At 62.0% G+C, this 25,684-nt stretch carries 6 protein-coding genes and 1 pseudogene; 4 read left to right on the forward strand and 3 right to left on the reverse strand.

The window, feature by feature from the left end:
- Positions 1-11 precede the first annotated feature (11 nt).
- Positions 12-1,673, forward strand: a complete 1,662-nt coding sequence (locus tag KYK33_RS04290) for a putative transporter (protein WP_224432125.1) — start codon at positions 12-14, stop codon at positions 1,671-1,673.
- Positions 1,674-1,907: 234 nt separating this feature from the next.
- On the forward strand, positions 1,908-20,114 hold the full coding sequence (locus KYK33_RS04295; protein ID WP_224432126.1) for an Ig-like domain-containing protein: 18,207 nt from the start codon (positions 1,908-1,910) through the stop codon (positions 20,112-20,114).
- Between the two features lie 205 nt (positions 20,115-20,319).
- Here KYK33_RS04295 and KYK33_RS04300 read toward each other — a convergent pair whose 3' ends face one another.
- The 3 genes from KYK33_RS04300 to KYK33_RS04310 all read right to left on the reverse strand — a co-directional run bounded on the left by KYK33_RS04300 (position 20,320) and on the right by KYK33_RS04310 (position 23,684).
- Positions 20,320-20,529 (reverse strand): cold-shock protein, encoded by a 210-nt coding sequence (locus KYK33_RS04300; RefSeq protein ID WP_005317918.1) that lies wholly within the window; start codon positions 20,527-20,529, stop codon positions 20,320-20,322.
- 286 nt (positions 20,530-20,815) lie between these two features.
- Positions 20,816-21,481 (reverse strand): LysM-like peptidoglycan-binding domain-containing protein, encoded by a 666-nt coding sequence (locus KYK33_RS04305; RefSeq protein ID WP_224432127.1) that lies wholly within the window; start codon positions 21,479-21,481, stop codon positions 20,816-20,818.
- A gap of 100 nt (positions 21,482-21,581) precedes the next feature.
- On the reverse strand, positions 21,582-23,684 hold the full coding sequence (locus tag KYK33_RS04310; RefSeq protein WP_224432128.1) for a methyl-accepting chemotaxis protein: 2,103 nt from the start codon (positions 23,682-23,684) through the stop codon (positions 21,582-21,584).
- A 377-nt stretch (positions 23,685-24,061) separates the two neighbouring features.
- Between KYK33_RS04310 and gltX the strand changes: the two genes are divergently transcribed.
- Both gltX and KYK33_RS04320 read left to right on the forward strand, forming a co-directional pair.
- Entirely contained in the window at positions 24,062-25,477 is a 1,416-nt protein-coding gene (gene gltX, locus KYK33_RS04315; RefSeq protein WP_224432129.1) for a glutamate--tRNA ligase, read from the forward strand.
- An 11-nt stretch (positions 25,478-25,488) separates the two neighbouring features.
- Positions 25,489-25,624: pseudogene (locus KYK33_RS04320) on the forward strand (glutamyl-tRNA synthetase); the annotation flags it as partial.
- Between the last annotated feature and the right edge of the window lie 60 nt (positions 25,625-25,684).

The following is a 25,684-nucleotide window of genomic DNA, read 5'->3' on the forward strand; positions in this document are numbered from 1 at the left end:
GATGGCGGAAAATGAGTGAGATCGCGCTTTCTATCAGCATGCTATCCCTGGTGGCGGTGCTCGGGCTCTGGCTGGGCAACTGGAAGATCCACGGGGTGGGATTAGGGATAGGGGGGGTGCTGTTTGGCGGCATACTGGTCGGCCACTTCGCCGGTATTTTGCAGGTGAGCTTCGATGACCACACCCTGCATTTCATCCAGGAGTTCGGGTTGATCCTGTTTGTCTACACCATCGGCATTCAGGTCGGTCCCGGGTTCTTCTCCTCCCTGCGCAGTTCCGGGCTCAAGCTCAATGGTTTTGCCGCTCTGCTGGTGGTGCTCGGCTGCGTTGTGGCGCTGGGACTTCACAAGCTGTTTGACGTGCCGCTGCCGGTGATCCTCGGGGTCTTCTCCGGGGCCGTGACCAATACCCCTTCCCTGGGGGCGGGTCAGCAGATCCTGGCAGAGCTGGGCGCCGCTCCCGGCTCCACGGCGCTGATGGGGATGGGCTATGCGGTGGCCTACCCGTTCGGGATCTGCGGCATACTGCTGACCATGTGGTTGGTGCGCGTATTTTTTCACATCAAGATCGAGGATGAAGCCGTTCGTTTCGAGCAAGAATCCGGCACAGTCCGCGAGAGTCTGCAGACCATCAATATCGCGGTACGCAACCCCAACATGCACGGAATCATGCTCAAGGAGATCCCCAGTCTGGATGAGACGGATGTGATCTGTTCACGTCTGAAGCGGGGCGATGAGCTGATGGTGCCGCGCCCGGATACCCGCATCCAGACCGGGGATCTGCTGCATCTGGTCGGAGAGCGTCATGCCCTGCGCAAGGTATTGCTGGTATTGGGGGAGGAGGTCGATACCTCCCTCTCGACCCGGGGTACCGAATTACGGGTCGAGCGGGTGGTGGTGACCAACGAGCAGGTGCTCGGCAAGAAGATCCGCGATCTCGACATTAAGCAGAAATACGATGTGGTCATCTCGCGCCTCAACCGGGCCGGGATCGAGCTGGTGCCGACCAGCCAGACCAGCCTGCAATTTGGTGACATCCTTAACCTGGTCGGCCGGCTAGATGCCATAGAAGCCGTGACCTGCGTCGTGGGCAACGTGCAGCAAAAACTGCAACAGGTGCAGATGCTGCCGGTATTCATCGGCATCGGGCTCGGGGTGTTGCTTGGTTCAATTCCCTTCTATCTGCCCGGTTTCCCGGCGGCGCTCAAGTTGGGCCTGGCTGGTGGCCCTCTGGTGGTGGCCCTGATCCTCGCCCGGATCGGCAGCATAGGTAAGCTCTATTGGTTTATGCCTCCCAGCGCCAACCTTGCCCTGCGGGAGATAGGCATAGTGCTGTTTCTGGCCGTGGTCGGGTTCAAATCCGGTGCGGGTTTTGTTGATACCCTGCTTCACGGTGATGGCCCTGCCTGGGTGCTCTATGGCATGGCGCTGACCCTGATCCCTCTGCTGGTCGTTGGTGTACTGGCGCGTCACTATGGCAAGCTCAACTACCTGACCCTGTGCGGTTTGCTGGCGGGTTCGATGACGGATCCTCCGGCCCTGGCTTTTGCCAACGCCATGCACAGCAACAGCGGTGCCAGTGCGCTTGCCTACGCGACGGTTTATCCCCTGGTGATGTTCCTGCGCATCATCTCGCCGCAACTGTTGGCCATACTGCTCTGGGCCGGCATCTGACGTATCAGTTGGCATCACGGCATGATGCCAATTGACCCATTTCAACCAATTGAAATGAATAGTTTTTTATCAGTAAGCACAACAGATGCCAACCCTCCGGTTTCTAAGCCTGTTCCCTCTCAAAAAGCCCTCATTCGTTCTAAATTTCTCACTGGTTGCTAGTGACTCATTCGAATAAAGTGGATGCTGGAAAATTGTATGCCCGTCATCGGGAATTACTCATCAGGAGAGAGCATGAGCGCCAATACCATCACCTTGGAACAGGACATAGTCGTGACCCATTTGACCCAGCCGGTATACCTGGTCGGTGAGGATGGCAGCCTGCGTCAGTTGGCCGAAGGGGATGCCGTCGCCAAAGGCGCACAGTTGCTCTCGCCTGAGGGAGGCACCCTTGGTGCCGGTACATTGCAGATCTCGCTGCCAGTGGCCGACCTCCATCCTGATGAGCTGGATCCCGCAGGTGACGGTGTACTGTTGGCCCTCAACCAGGGAGAGGGTGAACCCTCGGCCACGGGGGCTGTCAGCGATGACATTGCAGCCTTGCAGGCTGCCATTCTTGACGGCGTGGATCCGACCAAGGCATTCGAAGCGTCAGCAGCGGGGGGGGCCCCGGCGGCGGGTGGCGGTGTGGCGGGAGGAAGCGGCAACGGGGGCTTTATCGTGGTTGATCGCAGCGCCGATTCGACCCTGGCTCAGGGTGGTTTCGATACGGACGAACCAGCCAGCGCCATTGTGCGGCGAGAGGATCTTCCTGCCGCAGCAGATGAACTGCTGCTGGATGCGACAGCACCGCAGATCTCGGTCTCGGCTCCCGACAATATCAAGGACGCTACCCCGACCCTCACCGGCATCACGGATGCCGCCCCCGGCAGCACAGTGACCCTGGTGGTGACGGATGCCAATGGCAATCAGCAGATCCTGATCGCCACGGTCAATCCGGATGGCAGCTTCAGTGTGGATGTGGCGACGCCCCTGGCTGATGGCGACTACAGGGTGACGGCTTCCGTGACCGATCCTGCCGGCAACACCGGCACTGCCGCCGACGATGGCAGCGTGGACAGCACGGCGCCTTCCGTCACTGTGACTGCGCCGGATAACACCAACGACAGCACCCCGACCATCACTGGGACCACCAATGCCGCCCCTGGCAGCACAGTGACCCTGGTGGTGACCGATGCCAATGGCAACCAACAGACCCTGATGGCCACAGTTCAGCCGGATGGGACTTACAGCTCGAATGTGGTCACCCCATTGCCGGATGGCGGTTATAAGGTGACCGCCAGCGTGACCGATCCCGCCGGCAACACCGGCACTGCCGCCGATGATGGCAGCGTGGACACCACCGCCAACATCACGGTGAGCCTGGATGACGTGAACGGCGACAATGTGGGCAACGCGCCCATCACTGGCACCTCCGATGTCGGCCCGGGTCGCACCGTGACCCTGGTGATCACTGATGCCAACGGTGACAAGGTGACTGTCACAGCCGTCATCGATGGCAATGGCAACTACAGCACCACCGCGGATCTGAGCGGGCTGGCGGATGGCAATCTGACCGTCGTGGCCAGTGCCACAGATGCGGCGGGCAACCGTGCTGACGCCCGTGATGACACCACCTCGCTCGACACCACGGCGCCGGATGCTCGTATCACCCTGGATGCCGACATCACGCCGGATGACATCATCAACGCGGCGGAAGCGAACCAGAACATCGCGATCACCGGCACTGTGGGTGGTGACGTCAGGGTGGGCGACACCGTCATCCTGACGGTGAACGGCAAGACGTTTACCGGCCTGGTGCTGGCCGACAAGACCTTCAACATCAAGGTGCCGGGTGCGGATTTGGTGGCGGATGGCGACAAGCTGATCGACGCCAGAGTGACCACCACAGATGCGGCGGGCAACAGCACCACAGCAACTGGCAGCGAAGGCTACAGCGTGGACACCCAGGGCCCGAGCGTGCTGGTCGACATCGTCGACACCCAGCTGACCGTGGGCGAGACCAGTGACGTCACCTTCACCTTCAGCGAGCAGGTGACCGGGTTCGATCCGAGTGACCTGACCGTGGTCGGCGGCACCGTGACCGGGCTGACTACTTCCGACGGCGGCAAGACGTGGAGCGGGACCTTCACCCCGGATGCCAACTTTGAAGGCACCGCCTCCGTCACCGTCAAGCCGGAGAGCTACACCGATCTGGCCGGCAACCAAGGAAGCGGCGGCAGCGACAGCGCGGCCATCGACACCCAGGCCACTGGCGCGCCGACGGTAGTCATTACCGAGGACATCGATAACGACGGCACCATCGACCGCACCGAAATCAGCGGCAAGGTAGACGTCAACGTCAGCCTGCCGACCGATGCCAAGGCCGGCGACACCCTCAAGGTGAGCGGCCAGGCCGATCGGGTGCTGACCGATACCGACATCAGCGCAGGCAAGGTGGGCTACGAGTTTGACCGTCCGGCGGACGGGGTGAAGCTCACCGTCACCGCCACCATCGTCGATGCCGCCGGTAACGTTTCGGCAGAAGGTAAAGACAGCGCGGTCATGGGCGACACCACCGCGACCGGTGCGCCGACCGTGGTCATCACCGAAGATGCCAACAACGACGGCACCATCAGCAACAGCGAGATTTCAGGCCCCGTAAACGTCGAGGTGAGTCTGCCAGCGGAAGCCAAGGCGGGTGACACCCTCAAGGTGAGCGGCCAGGCTGACCGGGTGCTGAGCGATGCCGACATCAGCGCTGGCAAGGTGGGCTACGAGTTTGACCGCCCTGCGGACGGCGCCGGTCTGACTGTCACCGCCACCCTCGTCGATGCCGCCGGCAACGTCTCGGCAGAAGGTAAAGACAGCGCGGTCATGGGTGACACCACCGCCACTGGCGCGCCGACCGTAGTCATCACCGAAGATGCCGACAACGACGGCACCATCGACCGCACCGAAATCAGCGGCAAGGTAGACGTTAACGTCGGCCTGCCGACCGAAGCCAAGGCCGGCGACACCCTCAAGGTGAGCGGCCAGGCAGACCGGGTGCTGAGCGATACCGACATCACGGCGGGCAAGGTGGGCTACGAGTTTGACCGTCCGGCTGATGGCCAGAAGATTACCATCACCGCCACCCTCGTGGATGCCGCCGGTAACGTCTCGGCTGAAGGCCGCGACAGTGCCACCATGGGCGACACCACCGCCACCGGTGCGCCGACCGTGGTCATTACCGAAGATACCAACAACGACGGCACCATCAGCAACAGCGAGATAAATGGTGCAATCAACGTCGAGGTGGGCCTGCCGACCGATGCCAAGGCCGGCGACACCCTCAAGGTGAGTGGCCAGGCTGACCGGGTGCTGAGCGATGCCGACATCACGGCGGGCAAGGTGGCTTACGAGTTTGACCGCCCGGCTGATGGCGTGAAGCTGATTGTCACCGCCACCCTCGTCGACGGGGCGGGCAACGAATCCCTGCCGGGCAGCGACAGTGCCACCATGGGCGACACCACCGCGACCGGTGCGCCGACCGTGGTCATCACCGAAGATGCCGACAACGACGGCACCATCGACCGCACCGAAATCAGCGGCAAGGTAGACGTTAACGTCGGCCTGCCGACCGAAGCCAAGGCCGGCGACACCCTCAAGGTGAGCGGCCAGGCTGACCGGGTGCTGAGCGATACCGACATCAGCGCCGGCAAGGTGGGCTACGAGTTTGACCGTCCGGCTGATGGCCAGAAGATCACCGTCACCGCCAGCATTGTGGATGGGGCCGGCAACGTCTCGGCAGAAGGTAAAGACAGCGCAGTGATGGGCGACACCACCGCCACTGGCGCGCCGACCGTGGTCATCACCGAAGACACAGATAACGACGGCACCATCGACCGCACCGAAATCAGCGGCAAGGTAGACGTGAACGTCGGCCTGCCGGCGGATGCCAAGGCGGGTGACACCCTCAAGGTGAGCGGCCAGGCCGACCGGGTGCTGAGCGATGCCGACATCAGCGCTGGCAAGGTGGCTTACGAGTTTGACCGTCCGGCGGATGGCGTGACGCTGACCGTGACCGCCACCCTCGTCGATGCCGCCGGCAACGTTTCGGCAGAAGGCAGCGACAGCGCGGTGATGGGCGACACCACCGCCACCGGCGCGCCGACGGTGGTCATCACCGAAGATGCCAACAACGACGGCACCATCAGCAACAGCGAGATTAGCGGCAAGGTGAACGTGGAAGTGGGTCTGCCGGCGGAAGCCAAGGCGGGCGACACCCTCAAGGTGAGCGGCCAGGCAGACCGGGTGCTGAGCGATGCCGACATCACGGCGGGCAAGGTGGGCTACGAGTTTGACCGTCCGGCCGACGGCGCCGGTCTGACTGTCACCGCCACCCTGGTGGATGGGGCGGGCAACGTCTCCCTGCCGGGCAGCGACAGTGCCACCATGGGCGACACCACCGCCACCGGCGCGCCGACAGTAGTTATCACCGAAGATACCAACAACGACGGCACCATCGACCGCACCGAAATCAACGGCAAAGTGAATGTCGAGGTGGGCCTGCCGACCGATGCCAAGGCTGGCGACACCCTCAAGGTGAGCGGCCAGGCCGACCGGGTGCTGAGCGATACCGACATCAGCGCCGGCAAGGTTGCTTACGAGTTTGACCGTCCGGCGGACGGCGTGAAGCTGACTGTTACCGCCAGCATCGTCGATGCCGCTGGTAACGTTTCGGCAGAAGGCAAAGACAGCGCGGTCATGGGCGACACCACCGCGACCGGTGCACCAACCGTGGTCATCACCGAAGACACCGACAACGACGGTACCATCGACCGCACCGAAATCAACGGCCATGTGAATGTCGAAGTGGGCCTGCCGGCGGAAGCCAAGGCTGGCGACACCCTCAAGGTGAGCGGCCAGGCAGACCGGGTGCTGAGCGATGCCGACATCACTGCCGGCAAGGTGGTTTACGAGTTTGACCGTCCGGCGGACGGCGTGAAACTGACCGTCACCGCGACCATCGTCGATGCCGCCGGTAACGTCTCGGCAGAAGGCAAAGACAGCGCGGTGATGGGCGACACCACTGCCACCGGTGCGCCGACCGTGGTCATCACCGAGGATACCAACAACGACGGCACCATCAGCAACACCGAGATCCGCGGCAAGGTGAACGTGGAAGTGGGCCTGCCGGCCGAGGCCAAGGCGGGTGACACCCTCAAGGTGAGCGTCCAGGCAGACCGGGTGCTGACCGATGCCGACATCAGCGCAGGCAAGGTGGGCTACGAGTTTGACCGTCCGGCGGATGGCCAGAAAATCACCGTCACCGCCACCCTCGTCGATGCCGCCGGCAACGTTTCGGCAGAAGGCAGCGACAGCGCGGTGATGGGCGACACCACCGCGACCGGTGCACCGACCGTGGTCATCACCGAGGATGGCAACAACGACGGCACCATCAGCAACAGCGAAATCAGTGGCAAGGTAGACGTGAACGTCGGCCTGCCGGCCGAGGCCAAGGCCGGCGACACCCTCAAGGTGAGCGGCCAGGCCGATCGGGTGCTGAGCGATGCCGACATCAGCGCCGGCAAGGTGGGCTACGAGTTTGACCGTCCGGCGGACGGCGTGAAGCTGACTGTTACCGCCAGCATCGTCGATGCCGCCGGTAACGTCTCGGCTGAAGGCAAAGACAGTGCCACCATGGGTGACACCACCGCCACTGGCGCGCCGACTGTGGTCATCACCGAAGATGCCAACAACGACGGCACTATCAGCAACAGCGAGATAAATGGTGCAATCAACGTCGAGGTGGGTCTGCCGGCGGAAGCCAAGGCGGGCGACACCCTCAAGGTGAGCGGCCAGGCAGACCGGGTGCTGACCGATGCCGACATCACGGCGGGCAAGGTGGCTTACGAGTTTGACCGCCCGGCCGATGGCGTGACGCTGACCGTCACCGCCAGCATCGTCGACGGTGCGGGCAACGAATCCCTGCCAGGCAGCGACAGTGCCACCATGGGTGACACCACCGCCACCGGCGCGCCGACCGTGGTCATCACCGAAGATGCCGACAACGACGGCACCATCGACCGCACCGAAATCAACGGCAAAGTGAATGTCGAAGTGGGCCTGCCGACCGATGCCAAGGCCGGGGACACCCTCAAGGTGAGCGGCCAGGCTGACCGGGTGCTGAGCGATGCCGACATCAGCGCCAGCAAGGTGGCTTACGAGTTTGACCGCCCGGCTGATGGTCAGAAGATCACCGTCACCGCCACCATTGTGGATGGGGCGGGTAACGTCTCGGCTGAAGGCAAAGACAGTGCCACCATGGGTGACACCACCGCGACCGGTGCGCCGACCGTGGTCATCACCGAAGACACAGATAACGACGGCACCATCAGCAACAGCGAGATAAATGGTGCAATCAACGTCGAGGTGAGTCTGCCGGCGGAAGCCAAGGCGGGCGACACCCTCAAGGTGAGCGGCCAGGCCGATCGGGTGCTGAGCGATACCGACATCACGGCGGGCAAGGTGGGCTACGAGTTTGACCGTCCGGCTGATGGCGTGACGCTGACCGTCACCGCCACCATCGTCGATGCCGCCGGTAACGTCTCGGCTGAAGGCCGCGACAGCGCGGTGATGGGTGACACCACCGCGACCGGTGCGCCGACCGTGACCATCACCGAAGACACAGATAACGACGGCACCATCAGCAACAGCGAGATAAATGGTGCAATCAACGTCGAGGTGGGCCTGCCGGCGGAAGCCAAGGCGGGCGACACCCTCAAGGTGAGCGGCCAGGCCGACCGGGTGCTGAGCGATGCCGACATCACGGCGGGCAAGGTGGGCTACGAGTTTGACCGTCCGGCGGACGGGGTGAAGCTCACCGTCACTGCCACCATCGTCGATGCCGCCGGTAACGTCTCGGCAGAAGGCAGTGACAGCGCGGTGATGGGTGACACCACCGCGACCGGTGCGCCGACCGTGGTCATCACCGAAGATGCCAACAACGACGGTACCATCGACCGCACCGAAATCAACGGCAAAGTGAATGTCGAGGTCGGCCTGCCAGCGGAAGCCAAGGCCGGCGACACCCTCAAGGTGAGCGGCCAGGCCGACCGGGTGCTGAGCGATGCCGACATCAACGCCGGCAAGGTGGCTTACGAGTTTGACCGTCCGGCGGACGGAGCCGGTCTGACCGTCACCGCCACCCTCGTCGATGCCGCCGGTAACGTCTCGGCAGAAGGCAGCGATAGCGCGGTGATGGGCGACACCACCGCGACCGGTGCACCGACCGTGGTCATCACTGAAGATACCAACAACGACGGCACCATCAGCAACAGCGAGATTTCAGGCCCCGTAAACGTCGAGGTGGGCCTGCCGGCGGAAGCCAAGGCCGGCGACACCCTCAAGGTGAGCGGCCAGGCCGACCGGGTGCTGAGCGATGCCGACATCACGGCGGGCAAGGTGGCTTATGAGTTTGACCGCCCGGCCGACGGCGCCGGTCTGACTGTCACCGCCACCATTGTGGATGGGGCGGGCAACGTCTCGGCTGAAGGCAAAGACAGCGCGGTGATGGGTGACACCACAGCTACTGGCGCGCCGACCGTGGTCATCACCGAAGATGCCAACAACGACGGCACCATCGATCGTACCGAAATTAGCGGCAAGGTAGACGTTAACGTCGGCCTGCCGGCGGAAGCCAAGGTTGGCGACACCCTCAAGGTGAGCGGCCAGGCCGACCGGGTGCTGACCGATGCCGACATCACGGCGGGCAAGGTGGTTTACGAATTTGACCGTCCGGCAGACGGGGTGACGCTGACCGTGACCGCCACCATCGTCGACGGGGCGGGCAACGAATCCCTGCCGGGTAGCGACAGCGCGACTATGGGCGACACCACCGCGACCGGTGCGCCGACCGTGGTCATCACCGAAGATGCCAACAACGACGGCACCATCAGCAACAACGAGATAAATGGTGCAATCAACGTCGAGGTGGGTTTGCCAGCGGAAGCCAAGGCGGGCAACACCCTCAAGGTGAGCGGCCAGGCCGACCGGGTGCTGAGCGATGCCGACATCAGCGCCGGCAAGGTGGCTTACGAGTTTGACCGTCCGGCGGACGGCGTGAAGCTGACTGTTACCGCCAGCATCGTCGATGCCGCCGGTAACGTCTCGGCAGAAGGCAGCGATAGCGCGGTGATGGGCGACACCACCGCGACCGGTGCGCCGACGGTGGTCATCACCGAAGATGCCAACAACGACGGCACCATCGACCGCACCGAGATCAGCGGCAAGGTGAACGTGGAAGTGGGCCTGCCGGCTGAGGCCAAGGCGGGTGACACCCTCAAGGTGAGCGGCCAGGCAGACCGGGTGCTGAGCGATGCCGACATCAGCGCTGGCAAGGTGGGCTACGAGTTTGACCGTCCGGCGGACGGCCAGAAGATCACCGTCACCGCCACCCTGGTGGATGGGGCGGGCAACGAATCCCTGCCGGGTAGCGACAGCGCGACCATGGGCGACACCACCGCCACCGGTGCGCCGACCGTGACCATCACCGAAGATGCCAACAACGACGGCACCATCAGCAACACCGAGATCCGCGGCCCCGTAAACGTCGAGGTGGGTCTGCCGGCCGAGGCCAAGGCGGGCGACACCCTCAAGGTGAGCGGCCAGGCTGACCGGGTGCTGAGCGATGCCGACATCAGCGCCGGCAAGGTGGCTTACGAGTTTGACCGTCCGGCGGACGGCCAGAAGATCACCGTCACCGCCACCCTGGTGGATGGGGCGGGCAACGTCTCTCTGCCGGGCAGCGACAGTGCCACCATGGGCGACACCACCGCCACTGGCGCGCCGACCGTGGTTATCACCGAAGATGGCAACAACGACGGCACCATCAGCAACACCGAGATCAGCGGCAAGGTGAACGTGGAAGTGGGTCTGCCAGCGGATGCCAAGGCCGGCAACACCCTCAAGGTGAGCGGCCAGGCAGACCGGGTATTGACCGATGCCGACATCACGGCGGGCAAGGTGGCTTACGAGTTTGACCGTCCGGCGGATGGCGCCGGTCTGACCGTCACCGCCAGCATCGTCGATGCCGCCGGTAACGTCTCGGCTGAAGGCAGCGACAGCGCGGTGATGGGCGACACCACCGCGACCGGTGCGCCGACCGTGACCATCACCGAAGACACAGATAACGACGGCACCATCAGCAACAGCGAGATAAATGGTGCAATCAACGTCGAGGTGAGTCTGCCGGCGGAAGCCAAGGCGGGCGACACCCTCAAGGTGAGCGGCCAGGCCGATCGGGTGCTGAGCGATACCGACATCACGGCGGGCAAGGTGGGCTACGAGTTTGACCGTCCGGCTGATGGCGTGACGCTGACCGTCACCGCCACCATCGTCGATGCCGCCGGTAACGTCTCGGCTGAAGGCCGCGACAGCGCGGTGATGGGTGACACCACCGCCACCGGTGCGCCGACCGTGACCATCACCGAGGATGCCAACAACGACGGCACCATCGATCGCACCGAAATTAGCGGCAAGGTAGACGTTAACGTCGGCCTGCCGGCGGAAGCCAAGGTTGGCGACACCCTCAAGGTGAGCGGCCAGGCCGACCGGGTGCTGACCGATGCCGACATCACGGCGGGCAAGGTGGTTTACGAATTTGACCGTCCGGCAGACGGGGTGACGCTGACCGTGACCGCCACCATCGTCGACGGGGCGGGCAACGAATCCCTGCCGGGTAGCGACAGCGCGACTATGGGCGACACCACCGCGACCGGTGCGCCGACCGTGGTCATCACCGAAGATGCCAACAACGACGGCACCATCAGCAACAACGAGATAAATGGTGCAATCAACGTCGAGGTGGGTTTGCCAGCGGAAGCCAAGGCGGGCAACACCCTCAAGATGAGCGGCCAGGCCGACCGGGTGCTGAGCGATGCCGACATCAGCGCCGGCAAGGTGGCTTACGAGTTTGACCGTCCGGCGGACGGCGTGAAGCTGACTGTTACCGCCAGCATCGTCGATGCCGCCGGTAACGTCTCGGCAGAAGGCAGCGATAGCGCGGTGATGGGCGACACCACCGCGACCGGTGCGCCGACGGTGGTCATCACCGAAGATGCCAACAACGACGGCACCATCGACCGCACCGAGATCAGCGGCAAGGTGAACGTGGAAGTGGGCCTGCCGGCTGAGGCCAAGGCGGGTGACACCCTCAAGGTGAGCGGCCAGGCAGACCGGGTGCTGAGCGATGCCGACATCAGCGCTGGCAAGGTGGCTTACGAGTTTGACCGTCCGGCGGACGGGGTGAAGCTCACCGTGACTGCCACCATCGTCGACGCGGCGGGCAACGAATCCCTGCCGGGTAGCGACAGCGCGACCATGGGCGACACCACCGCGACCGGTGCGCCGACGGTGGTCATCACCGAAGATGCCAACAACGACGGCACCATCAGCAACACCGAGATCAGCGGCAAGGTGAACGTGGAAGTGGGTCTGCCAGCGGATGCCAAGGCCGGTGACACCCTCAAGGTGAGCGGCCAGGCAGACCGGGTATTGACCGATGCCGACATCAGCGCAGGCAAGGTGGGCTACGAGTTTGACCGTCCGGCGGATGGCGCCGGTCTGACTGTCACCGCTACCCTGGTGGATGGGGCGGGCAACGAATCCCTGCCGGGCAGCGACAGCGCTGTGATGGGTGACACCACCGCTACTGGCGCGCCGACCGTGACCATCACCGAGGATGGCAACAACGACGGCACCATCGACCGCACCGAGATTAGCGGCAAGGTAGACGTCAACGTCGGCCTGCCAGCGGATGCCAAGGCCGGCGACACCCTCAAGGTGAGCGGCCAGGCTGATCGGGTGCTGAGCGATGCCGACATCAGCGCCGGCAAGGTGGCTTACGAGTTTGACCGTCCGGCGGACGGCGCCGGTCTGACCGTCACCGCCACCATTGTGGATGGGGCGGGCAACGTCTCGGCTGAAGGCAGCGACAGTGCCACCATGGGTGACACCACCGCCACTGGCGCGCCGACGGTAGTCATCACCGAGGATACCAACAACGACGGCACCATCAGCAACAGCGAGATAAATGGTGCAATCAACGTCGAGGTGAGTCTGCCGGCGGAAGCCAAGGCGGGCGACACCCTCAAGGTGAGCGGCCAGGCCGACCGGGTGCTGAGCGATGCCGACATCAGCGCTGGCAAGGTGGGCTACGAGTTTGACCGTCCGGCGGACGGCCAGAAGATCACCGTCACCGCCACCCTGGTGGATGGGGCGGGCAACGAATCCCTGCCGGGTAGCGACAGCGCGACCATGGGCGACACCACCGCGACCGGTGCGCCGACCGTGACCATCACCGAAGATGCCAACAACGACGGCACCATCAGCAACACCGAGATCCGCGGCCCCGTAAACGTCGAGGTGGGTCTGCCGGCCGAGGCCAAGGCGGGCGACACCCTCAAGGTGAGCGGCCAGGCTGACCGGGTGCTGAGCGATGCCGACATCAGCGCCGGCAAGGTGGCTTACGAGTTTGACCGCCCGGCTGATAGTCAGAAGATCACCGTCACCGCCACCATTGTGGATGGGGCGGGCAACGTCTCTCTGCCGGGCAGCGACAGTGCCACCATGGGCGACACCACCGCCACTGGCGCGCCGACCGTGGTTATCACCGAAGATGGCAACAACGACGGCACCATCAGCAACACCGAGATCAGCGGCAAGGTGAACGTGGAAGTGGGTCTGCCAGCGGATGCCAAGGCCGGTGACACCCTCAAGGTGAGCGGCCAGGCAGACCGGGTGCTGAGCGATGCCGACATCAGTGCCGGCAAGGTGGCTTACGAGTTTGACCGTCCGGCGGACGGCGCCGGTCTGACCGTCACCGCCACCCTAGTGGATGGTGCGGGCAACGTCTCGGCCGAAGGCAAAGACAGCGCGGTCATGGGCGACACCACCGCGACCGGTGCACCGACCGTGGTCATCACCGAAGACACCGATAACGACGGCACCATCGACCGCACCGAAATCAACGGCCAGGTGAATGTCGAAGTGGGCCTGCCGGCGGAAGCCAAGGCTGGCGACACCCTCAAGGTGAGCGGCCAGGCAGACCGGGTGCTGAGCGATGCCGACATCAGCGCTGGCAAGGTGGGCTACGAGTTTGACCGTCCGGCGGACGGGGTGAAGCTGATTGTCACCGCCAGCATCGTCGATGCCGCCGGTAACGTCTCGGCAGAAGGCAGCGACAGCGCGGTGATGGGTGACACCACCGCGACTGGCGCGCCGACCGTGGTCATCACCGAAGATGGCAACAACGACGGCACCATCAGCAACAGCGAGATTAGCGGCAAGGTGAACGTGGAAGTGGGCCTGCCGGCCGAGGCCAAGGCGGGTGACACCCTCAAGGTGAGCGGCCAGGCCGACCGGGTGCTGAGCGATACCGACATCACGGCGGGCAAGGTGGGCTACGAGTTTGACCGTCCGGCCGACGGCGTGAAACTGACCGTCACCGCCACCATTGTGGATGGGGCGGGTAACGTTTCGGCCGAAGGTAAAGACAGCGCAGTCATGGGTGACACCACCGCCACTGGCGCGCCAACCGTAGTCATCACCGAAGATGCCAACAACGACGGCACCATCGACCGCACCGAAATCAGCGGCAAAGTGAATGTCGAAGTGGGCCTTCCGGCGGAAGCCAAGGCCGGCGACACCCTCAAGGTGAGCGGCCAGGCAGACCGGGTGCTGACCGATACCGACATCAGCGCAGGCAAGGTGGGCTACGAGTTTGACCGTCCGGCGGACGGGGTGAAGCTGATTGTCACCGCCAGCATCGTCGATGCCGCCGGTAACGTCTCGGCAGAAGGTAAAGACAGCGCCACCATGGGCGACACCACCGCGACTGGCGCGCCGACCGTGGTCATCACCGAAGATGGCAACAACGACGGCACCATCAGCAACAGCGAGATTTCAGGCCCCGTAAACGTCGAAGTGGGCCTTCCGGCGGAAGCCAAGGCCGGCGACACCCTCAAGGTGAGCGGCCAGGCAGACCGGGTGCTGACCGATACCGACATCAGCGCAGGCAAGGTGGGCTACGAGTTTGACCGTCCGGCGGACGGGGTGAAGCTGATTGTCACCGCCAGCATCGTCGATGCCGCCGGTAACGTCTCGGCAGAAGGTAAAGACAGCGCCACCATGGGCGACACCACCGCGACTGGCGCGCCGACCGTGGTCATCACCGAAGATGGCAACAACGACGGCACCATCAGCAACAGCGAGATTTCAGGCCCCGTAAACGTCGAAGTGGGTCTGCCGGCGGAAGCCAAGGCCGGCGACACCCTCAAGGTGAGCGGCCAGGCCGATCGGGTGCTGACCGATACCGACATCAGCGCAGGCAAGGTGGGCTACGAGTTTGACCGTCCGGCGGACGGCGTGAAGCTGATTGTCACCGCCAGCATCGTCGATGCCGCCGGTAACGTCTCGGCAGAAGGTAAAGACAGCGCCACCATGGGCGACACCACCGCGACTGGCGCGCCGACCGTGGTCATCACCGAAGATGGCAACAACGACGGCACCATCAGCAACAGCGAGATTTCAGGCCCCGTAAACGTCGAAGTGGGTCTGCCGGCGGAAGCCAAGGCCGGCGACACCCTCAAGGTGAGCGGCCAGGCCGATCGGGTGCTGACCGATACCGACATCAGCGCAGGCAAGGTGGGCTACGAGTTTGACCGTCCGGCGGACGGCGTGAAGCTGATTGTCACCGCCAGCATCGTCGATGCCGCCGGTAACGTCTCGGCAGAAGGCAGCGACAGCGCGGTGATGGGTGACACCACCGCGACCGGCGCGCCGACCGTGGTCATCACCGAGGATACCAACAACGACGGCACCATCAGCAACAGCGAGATTTCAGGCCCCGTAAACGTCGAGGTGGGTCTGCCAGCGGAAGCCAAGGCCGGGGACACCCTCAAGGTGAGCGGCCAGGCCGACCGGGTGCTGAGCGATACCGACATCACGGCGGGCAAGGTGGGCTACGAGTTTGACCGTCCGGCCGACGGCGTGAAACTGACCGTCACCGCCACCATTGTGGATGGGGCGGGTAACGTTTCGGCCGAAGGTAAAGACAGCGCAGTCATGGGTGACACCACCGCCACTGGCGCGCCAACCGTAGTCATCACCGAAGATGCCAACAACGACGGCACCATCGACCGCACCGAAATCAGCGGCAAGGTAGACGTGAACGTCGGCCTGCCGACCGATGCCAAGGCCGGCGACACCCTCAAGGTGAGTGGCCAGGTCGACCGGGTGCTGAGCGATGCCGACATCACGGCGGGCAAGGTGGCTTACGAGTTTGACCGTCCGGCGGACGGGGTGAAGCTCACCGTGACCGCCACCATCGTCGACGGGGCGGGCAACGAATCCCTGCCGGGTAGCGACAGCGCGACCATGGGCGATACCACCGCCACCGGTGCGCCGACCGTGACCATCACCGAAGACACAGATAACGACGGCACCATCAGCAACACCGAGATTAGCGGCAAGGTAGACGTCAACGTCAGCCTGCCGACCGATGCCAAGGCCGGCGACACCCTCAAGGTGAGCGGCCAGGCCGACCGGGTGCTGAGCGATACCGATATCACGGCGGGCAAGGTGGGCTACGAGTTTGACCGTCCGGCTGATGGCCAGAAGATCACCGTCACTGCCACCATCGTCGACGGGGCGGGCAACGAATCCCTGCCGGGTAGCGACAGCGCGACTATGGGTGATACCACCGCCACTGGCGCGCCGACGGTAGTCATCGTGGATGACGTGAACAACGACCAGAAGCTGACCAAGACCGAGATCGGCAACGATCAGATCCAGGTGCGTGCCGGGGTCAACCATGCCGATCTGGTCGCTGGCGGCAAGGTGACGCTGATCATCAACAATGGTGTCGTCAGCAGTACGGTTGAACTGACGTTGAAAGCCGATGGCACACTGCAATCGAACAATGGCAAGAGCTATGGCTATCAGAACGGCGTTGTCAGCTGGACTGAAGCGACGCCGGGCAATGGAACATCGTTGACGGTGACCGCGACCCAGACCGACAAGGCGGGCAACACCTCCCTGCCGGGCAGCGATACTGCGCTGGTATTGGCCGTTCCCGTCACTTCCGGCGGCTACGCCAGTGGCGCCGAAGACACCCCGCTTTCCCTGAAGTGGAGCGATTTCAAGGCCAGCGATGCCGATACACCAGATGCTCAGCTGTCGATCAAAATCACTTCACTGCCAGCCGATGGCTTGCTCCAGTACAAGGATGCTGACGGTAAATGGCAGACAGTGACACAGGCTCTGGTGAATAGCGGGCTGACATTCAGCAAGGGGGATATTGATGCAGGCAAGCTGCAGTTCTTGCCTGACCTTCATGAGTCGAGCTCGGCTGCGGGCAACAATGGCGGCACTCCGGGCAACAAGCTTGGCGATTATGCCGCCTTTGATTACCAGGTCAGCGATGGCGTCAATGCCAGTGACAATGCCAAGTTCGTTATTGATATCAAGCCAGTGGTTGATGGCGTGACCCTCAAGGTTGAGCTGGTGAGTGGCGGTTTGACTCCGGGTGCGGCGAAGGTGGAAGAGATCCTGGACTCCTTGCAAGGCAAAAATCCATCATCGAACCCGACCGGAGGGAATGATTATCTGGTGTCCAGCAATGGCAGCTGGGTAGATGGCGGGGCTGGCAACGACACGATCAAGTTCGGCAGCGGTACAAGCTTCCAGGCGATCGGTGGGGCTGGCAACGACACCCTGATCGGTGGGGCCAGCGTCAATGAGGTCCTGATTGGCGGTGACGGAGATGACATTCTGATCGGTGGCAAGAATGCAACGTCCTCGGTCAAGCTGCAGGGGGATGGGGGCAACGATACGCTTATCTCTCAAAGTCTGAAGGCAACCACTTCCTATTACGGTGGTGACGGCCAGGACGTTGCCTACATGCCCGGCTCGATGAAGGCGCTGAAACTGGTCACGACCGGTTTGCCCAACAGCTGCGACTACCGGCTTGTCTATACGGACCCTGTCACTGGGGCTGTGACCAACCATGACTTCTACAGTGTCGAAACCCTCTATCTGCAAGATGGCAAGTACGAGTTTGAGGGTGGCCAACTGAGCAAGGTTGCCGACCTTGCAACCCTGAAGATTGATGCTGACTTGATAGACACAGACGGTAGCGAGCGCTTTACCGAGCTGACCATCAAGGGACTGCCGCAGGGGGCTGAGGTCTCCGGCGGTACTCTGCAGGCTGACGGCAGTTGGAAGGTGCCAGCCAGCATGCTGGATCAGGATGGCAAATTGTCGCTGCAGATTGAACTGCCGGTCGGTAGCCAGAATATCAAGGTTACCGTTGTGGCGGGCTCGCAAGAGTACGATATGAATGGTCAACCTATCTCGGGTGAAGTGAAATTTACCGAGGCAGACGCCGGCTTCATGATCAAACCGGCCAATCCGAATGGTGACAACACCCTTGATGGCGGCGGTGGTGATGATGTGCTGCTGGGGGATATAGGTGGCATCAAGACGTCGGTCGAGCCTGGCAAGAATTACAATGTCGCGCTGATTGTGGACACCTCAGGCAGCATGGCATATGGCCTGGATGGGAATAAGGAGCCCAGCCGAGGTCAGGATCGAATGACATTGACGATCAATGCACTGAAAGTGTTGGCCAATCAGCTGGCCAGCCACGATGGCGTGGTCAACGTGACGCTGATCGGTTTCGCCGGGTCGGCCAGCAATATGTTGAAGATTGAAGATCTCAACTCGGCAAACCTGCAGACGCTGATCAACAAGATCACGGCCTTGTCTGCTGATGGTGGCACCAACTACGAGGATGCCTTCATCAAGGCGACCGAGTGGTTCAATACCAAGCCGGGGAGCGGGACAGACCTGAAATTCGAAAACCTGACCTACTTCCTGACCGACGGTGATCCCACGACGTACAACGGTGACAAATCATCGTCCGGTGGTACCACGAATGATGCCGACATGCAGAAGGCCATCGATGTCTTTACGTCTCTGTCGGGATTGAGCGAGGTCAAGGCGATTGGCATAGGTACCGGTGTGACGGAGGGTAACCTGAAGTATTTCGACAATACCCAGGTGACCGGTGCGAGCAGTCAATATGGCCAGTCGCAAATACTGAATGACTTCTCGAGTAATAGTGGTGTGTGGAGAGCGAGCAGTTGGGGTAAAACTGGTGATAGCTCCGGCACCGTTGTGAGAGACAACGACAAGATTGAGTTAACTGATAAAGCCTCTTCCGGTGCGTCGATCTTTACCAGTGCAACACTGGCGGTGGCGGCGGGTAATGGCATCCGCTTTGATTTGTCTACAGATAGCGATTTTTCTTCCGGTGACAGTTTCTCGGTGCAATTACAGCGCTGGAATGGCTCGAGCTGGGTCAATGTCGGTAGTGCTTTAAATACGACCGGAATGATAGACAGTGGTCCTTTAGTCGCTGCCGATTATCGCTATGTCTTTACATTGAATGATATAGATGACGGTTGGAGTTGGAGTCGGGGTTGGGATAACACGTCGGCCACGCTGGTGATAGATAACCTCGCCAAGGTGACGGACTATCCGCCGATCGGTCAACCCGACATTATCACCAAGGCCGAGGATCTCCAGGCCGTGCTTGTGGGTGGCTCGGTGACGAATACTCCCGCAGAGGTTGGTTCGGATACTGTCAATGGCGGTGCAGGCAGCGACATCCTGTTTGGCGATGCCATTAACACCGATTATCTGCCCTGGGGCGCGGCGGGCAATCCGGCCAAGCCGACGGACTGGGTCAATGGCAAGGGACTGGATGGCTTGACCCAGTTCCTGACCTTGAAGAACGGCTATGCCCCCAGCACCGTAGAGCTGTACGAATATATCAAGGGCAATGCCAAGTCATTTGATGTCGCAGGTGATACTCGTGGCGGGCACGACAAGCTGTATGGTGGCCTGGGAGACGACATCCTCTTCGGCCAGGGAGGTAACGACGAACTCTCCGGTGATGCTGGCAACGATGCCCTCTATGGCGGTACCGGTAACGACACCCTGAGCGGTGGCTTGGGCAATGACATCCTGACTGGGGGCCTCGGCAACGACATCCTGAAGGGGGATGCGGGATCAGATGCCTTCACCTGGCTGAAGGGGGACACGGTCGCAGGCTCGGTCGCCAAGGACTATGTGCTCGACTTCTCCAAGTCCGAAGGGGACAAGCTGGACCTGAGCGATCTGCTCGACAGCGATGGCAGCAAGAACCAGAGCTCCCTGAAGGGGTTGCTTTCCGTCTTCCAGGACAGCGAAGGGGTGCATCTGCAGGTGAAGGAGAGCAGCGCGGCGCCGGTGACTCAGGAGATAGTGCTGATGAATCACAGCTTCGATACCCTGACGGGCAATGCGGGCGCGACCTCGACTCAGGTGATCGATTTCATGTTGAACAACCATATGCTGGAGATCGATAAATAAGGCTGTGCTGGACCTGCAAGTATCAAGACGGTGGCTCAGGCCACCGTTTTTCATGGTGCCAAGCAGGAAGAGAGAGCGAGCAGCAGTGACTTGAGCCTTGCATGGCAGGGAACAGCATCAGGTAGAAGAGGGGAGTCGGAAGGCAATATAGGAAGGCAATAGAAGCAAAATAGGAGGAGAGATCTCCTCCTAGCAAGGCGGCTGCTTAGAGAAGGGTAACGTTCTCAGCCTGCGGACCTTTCTGACCCTGAGTCACGGTGAACTGAACCTTCTGGCCTTCGGCCAGGGTCTTGAAACCAGTGCTCTGGATGGAGGAGAAGTGAACGAAAACGTCCGGGCCCTGGGATTGCTCGATGAAGCCGAAACCCTTGGTCTCGTTGAACCATTTGACTTGGCCGGTGCGAATGTCAGACATGTGTAAGTCCTATCTATAACAAAATGAAACTAACGCCTGGTACAGGCAGGGTTTGCCTAGAAGACAGGGGGAGGGCATGACTGACCTGTTTAACCGTCTCAGTCGTGCTCAACAGTCCCTGTTTAAAGCAAAAACGATTGTACGTGAGCGCGGATCCTTGTCAATTTTCGAGGATTCATTTTTTGAGCAAGGTAAAACTATTGGTCAATCAAGCCGTTGTCGGCAGGGATTGAGCATGAAAAAGGAGGCATCAAGCCTCCTTTTTCTGTTCGGCGCCTTGAATGCCTTACTCCTTGAGCGCAAAACCCTCACCCTGGCGATCGTAACGATAGAGTACCTGGAAGTCGTCCCGGATCTCGACACGCTGGATCCGTTGATCGTCTCCGACCAGGATGTTGAGTGACTTGCCGGTTTGCATCCGGGTCAGCGGTCTGTCCGGCCCCTCAATGGCAATGAGGCGGCTCAACTCGACCCCGGGTAACTGAAACTGGCGGAACAGGGAGAACAGGGTTTCGCCCGCTGCCACCTTGTGCCGCAGCCACTTGCCATTGACCGGTTCGGGTTCGACGGCAACCTTTGCCTGATTTTGCGGCTGTCGCAGCGCGTTCTGGGCTTGGACAGGGATAGCGACGGGCACGCTGAGCACGCCGGAGGGGGCTGCTTGCGGCGCGCTGGGCGCAGGTTCCCAGGCCAGCAGGATCAACCAGACTGGCACCAGGATCAGCAGTGCGATGCAGTGCTTGCGGGGCAGAGGGGTTTGCCACTTGCGGCCCTGATCCGTCTTGGGCCGGCTGGCATCCCGGTTTCTCAGCTGCCCCAGAGTCTGGCCAAGTTGCTGGCGCAGGGGCAGGCTGGCGGCGTTGATACGTTCAAGCAGGGATCCTTGAGACTCGTCTTTATGACGCTGTGCTCGTCTGTTATGGCCACGGGGGCGACGATCCGGGGTGGGCACGGCAGTTACCTCTCACTACAATTGCCTGCCATCAGGCAAATCAGGCGCCTATGGTAAACGGACTCGTCCCCGAGGGGGAGAGCCCGTGACAGGAAAATTATCAGCGCAGTCGGAATTGTCCCAGTAATTGCTGTAATCGTTCCGCCGCCTGACGCAGCGCCTGACTGGCGTTGGCGGTCTCGGCCGCATCCTGGGCGATGTCATTTGCCAGGATGTTGGTCTGGGCCAGATTGCCAGAGACCGTCTCGGAGACAGAGCTTTGCTCCTCGGCGGCGGAGGCTATCTGGTAGGTCATGTCATTGATGGTGGCGATGGCCTGATAGATGCTGCCAAGGGCGGCCTCTGCCAGATCCGCCTCTGTCACGGCCTGTTGCGTCAATTGCTGGCTGAGACTGATGGCACAGACGGCATTGGTCGAGCTGTGACGTATCTTCTCGAGCAGCTCCTGAGTGTTCTGTACCGCCTGCTGAGTATTGCGGGCCAGCTGGCGCACCTCATCGGCCACCACGGCAAAGCCACGGCCCTGATCCCCGGCCCGGGCCGCTTCGATGGCGGCATTGAGTGCCAGCAAGTTGGTCTGATCGGCAATATTCTGAATGACGGTGAGAATGCTGGTGATCTGCTCGCTGTCCCGGGCCAGCCCTTCGACCACCTCGGCCCCCCGGCCAGCCTCCGTCGCGACCTTGTGCATCGACTGGATCACCTGCTGGAAGCGTACCTTGCCCTCATCGGCCGCGCTCTGGGCCTGCTTGGCGGAGTCGGCGGTGTTGTTGGCATGGGTCGCTACCTCCTGACTGACATAGGACATCTCTTGCACCGCGGTCAGCATCTGCTCCATCTCCGCCTGATGAGATTGCAGGTTGCGATCCGTCTGACCCGCGATGCGATCGGTATCACCGGCGTGACGGTTCACCTCGCTGGCGGTACAGAGTACATCGCCGAGCAACCCCTGTAGCTTGTCGATGAAGCGGTTGATGCCTTTGGCCAGATCCCCCAGTTCGTCGACTGAGTGAGCCTGGAGTCGCTTGGTCAAGTCTCCTTCGCCATCGGCGATGTCATCCACCAAGCTGACCATCTGCCGGATAGGACCCGTGATGCTGCGCGCAATAAACAGCATGGCGGCCAGGGCCAAGCCCAGCACCAGCAGGGCGCCTATCAGCTGCTGGCTCATGGCGGCACGGTTCAGGTCGTTGAGCTGAGCTTCGAGCTGATCGGCACGGGCCAGCACCACCTGATAGGGCAGGGTGACGATGATGGCCCAGTTGCGGTGCATGCCAGGTACCTGAATGGGCACAGAGATCCGAAATGCCTCGTTGAGTTCCTGGCGCTGCACCTCTGGCTTGAGGTATTGACGCCACTCCTGACCGAGTAGTTGTGCGGCCGGGCCACCGAGCAGGGCCGCATCGCCACTGGTGCCGGTGATCACCCCGGCGGCACTGACGATCAATGTCTCACCCTTGCCGTCATAGATGTTGCTGTTGAGGTGCCTGGCCTGCTGATTGATGGAGTCTACCGTCAGATCCAGCGCCGCTATCCCCTTGAACTGACCCTTGACCATGATGGGGCTGGTGATGGTGCTCACCAACACCTGCTGACCGTTGATGTCGACCTTGAAAGGGTCGATGAGGCAGGCCTGGCCTTGCTGTTTCGGGCAGGCATAGTAGTCGTTGGCCGGGTTGCCGAAGCTGTCTGTGTCGCTTTTCTCGATGGAGAGCAGCAGATCCGAGCCTATCTTGGTGCCATCACGATAGAAGTAGGGCACGAAGCGGCCTTGGGGGTCACTGCCCAGTTCAGTCTGACCGGCGAAGAGGGCATCATCGCCAGCAAAGCCATTGGGCTCGAAACCGGCGAAGGCACCATAGAGCTGTGGCTCGAGGGCGAGCTGGGCCTTGAGCAGATCATTGACCTGTGGACGGCTGAGGTTGAGCAGCCCCTCCTGTTGCAGGGTCAGTACACTGGCCATCTGCTGGGTGTAAGAGAGCCCCTTTTGCAGCAGTTGTGTGATGGCGGCCGCCTCGGCGCGGGCCTCGGCACTGACTTTCTGCCATGCCTCTTCTTGCAGGGCTTCGCGGCTGGAACTGACGGTCAGTTGCTGAGTCTGGCGGCCCGAATATTGGGTCTGCAAGATGAGGATCACCAGTGCGAGGGTCATGGCGATCCCGGCCATCACCAGTATGCGGTGTGAAATAGAACGAAACTGCATCATGCGTTCCTTGTTGTAGGGTGAAGTTGGCTGAAATATCGGCGGATTAGCTGAAAGCTCCAGCTTTTGTTAGCAGTAGAGCCGAAAATAGCGAGATATTTTGCGATCCTCCTCATGTCCGGGGAGAAAGGGATTCATGCTTGCCCTGCGCAGGCCCAGATTTCCCCATTGGGAGCGCTGAGCGTTACCGTCCTGTTGTTCGGCCCCGTTGCTGGGGTTTAGGTTCGACTCTCCCAGGGGAGAGCCTGTTGCATATCCGGGTTGCTCATCTTGAAGGGGGTGATCAATGTCCAGTTTTCCCATCCGGGGGCGGGAGTGCTAAAATGCGGCGGTTTTTCTAACGCATTGGCCCAAGGCCCTCTACACAAGGCTTAAAGATGAAAGTCAAAACCCGTTTTGCGCCCAGCCCGACCGGTTTCCTGCATGTCGGCGGTGCCCGTACCGCGCTCTACTCCTGGCTCTATGCGAAAAGCCAGGGCGGTGAGTTCGTGTTGCGTATCGAGGATACCGATCTGGAACGTTCCACCCAGGAGGCGATCGACGCCATCATCGAGGGCATGGAATGGCTGGAGCTGAACTGGGATGAGGGTCCCTATTATCAGACCAAGCGTTTCGATCGCTACAACGCCCTGATCGACGAGATGCTGGCCGACAGCCGCGCCTACAAGTGCTTCTGCTCGCGGGAGCGGTTGGACGCGCTGCGTGAAGGTCAGATGGCCAGCGGCGAGAAGCCGCGCTATGACGGCAAGTGCCGGGATGCCGCTCACGATCACCCGGCCGATGCGCCCCACGTGATCCGCTTTCGCAACCCGACCGAAGGCTCAGTGGTGTTCGATGATCACGTCCGTGGCCGCATCGAGTTCGCCAACAGCGAGCTCGACGATCTCATCATCCGCCGCACCGACGGTGCGCCCACCTACAACTTCTGCGTGGTGGTCGATGACTGGGACATGGAGATCACCCACGTGGTGCGTGGTGAAGACCACATCAACAACACCCCGCGCCAGATCAACATCTACAAGGCCCTGAACGCGCCCGTGCCGGAGTTTGCCCACGTCTCCATGATCCTGGGCGACGACGGCGCCAAGCTCTCCAAGCGCCACGGCGCCGTGTCCGTGATGCAGTACCGCGACGACGGCTACCTGCCGGAAGCCCTGTTGAACTACCTGGTGCGTCTGGGCTGGTCCCACGGCGATCAGGAGATCTTCACCCTGGACGAGATGATCAAGCTGTTCAGCCTGGATGCCATCTCCAAGTCGGCATCCGCCTTCAACACCGACAAGCTGTTGTGGCTCAACAACCACTACATGCGCAGCCTGGATCCGGCCTATGTCGCCAAGCATCTGGCATGGCACATGGCGGAGCAGAACATTGATACCAGCAAGGGGCCGACCTTGCCTGAGGTGGTGACCCTGCTGGCCGAGCGCTGCAACACCCTGGTGGAGATGGCCGCCCAGAGCCGTTATCTGTTCGAAGAGTACGAAGCGCTGGACGAAGCCGCCGCCAAGAAGCACCTGCGCGGCGTCGCGGCCGAGCCGCTGACCCTGGCCAGGGCCAAGCTGGCTGCCCTGGAGACCTGGACCACAGAGGCGCTGCACGAGCTGATTGAAGCCACCGCCGCCGAACTGGGTCAGGGCATGGGCAAGGTCGGCATGCCGCTGCGCGTCGCCGTCACCGGTCTGGGTCAGTCCCCGGCCATCGACGCCGTGATGGCGTTAGTGGGCAAGGAGCGGGTGCTCGCCCGCATCGACCGCGCGCAGGCCTACATCGCAGCGCGGATGGCAGCCGAGTAAGCTTGCCGTCGGACATTGCCGTCACCGGTCTGGGATAATCTCTCCCCGGGTATCGACGCCGTGATAGCACTGGTTGGCAAGGAGCGGGTACTTGCTCGCATCGATCGCGCCCTGGCTTATATCGAAGCGCGTATGGCAGCCGAGTAATACTGGTCTGGGCCAATCTCCCCTGGCATCGCCGACGCCGTGATGGCGTTAGTGGGCAAG

This window comes from Aeromonas rivuli (genome assembly GCF_020149575.1).
GTDB lineage: Bacteria > Pseudomonadota > Gammaproteobacteria > Enterobacterales > Aeromonadaceae > Aeromonas > Aeromonas rivuli.

Excerpts from the sequence above, each read along its gene's own strand:
- KYK33_RS04290 (WP_224432125.1), top strand. The coding sequence starts at position 12 with ATGAGTGAGATCGCGCTTTCTATCAGCATGCTATCCCTGGTGGCGGTG.
- KYK33_RS04295 (WP_224432126.1), top strand. The coding sequence starts at position 1,908 with ATGAGCGCCAATACCATCACCTTGGAACAGGACATAGTCGTGACCCAT.
- KYK33_RS04300 (WP_005317918.1), bottom strand. The coding sequence starts at position 20,529 with ATGTCTGACATTCGCACCGGCCAAGTCAAATGGTTCAACGAGACCAAG.
- KYK33_RS04310 (WP_224432128.1), bottom strand. The coding sequence starts at position 23,684 with ATGCAGTTTCGTTCTATTTCACACCGCATACTGGTGATGGCCGGGATC.
- gltX (WP_224432129.1), top strand. The coding sequence starts at position 24,062 with ATGAAAGTCAAAACCCGTTTTGCGCCCAGCCCGACCGGTTTCCTGCAT.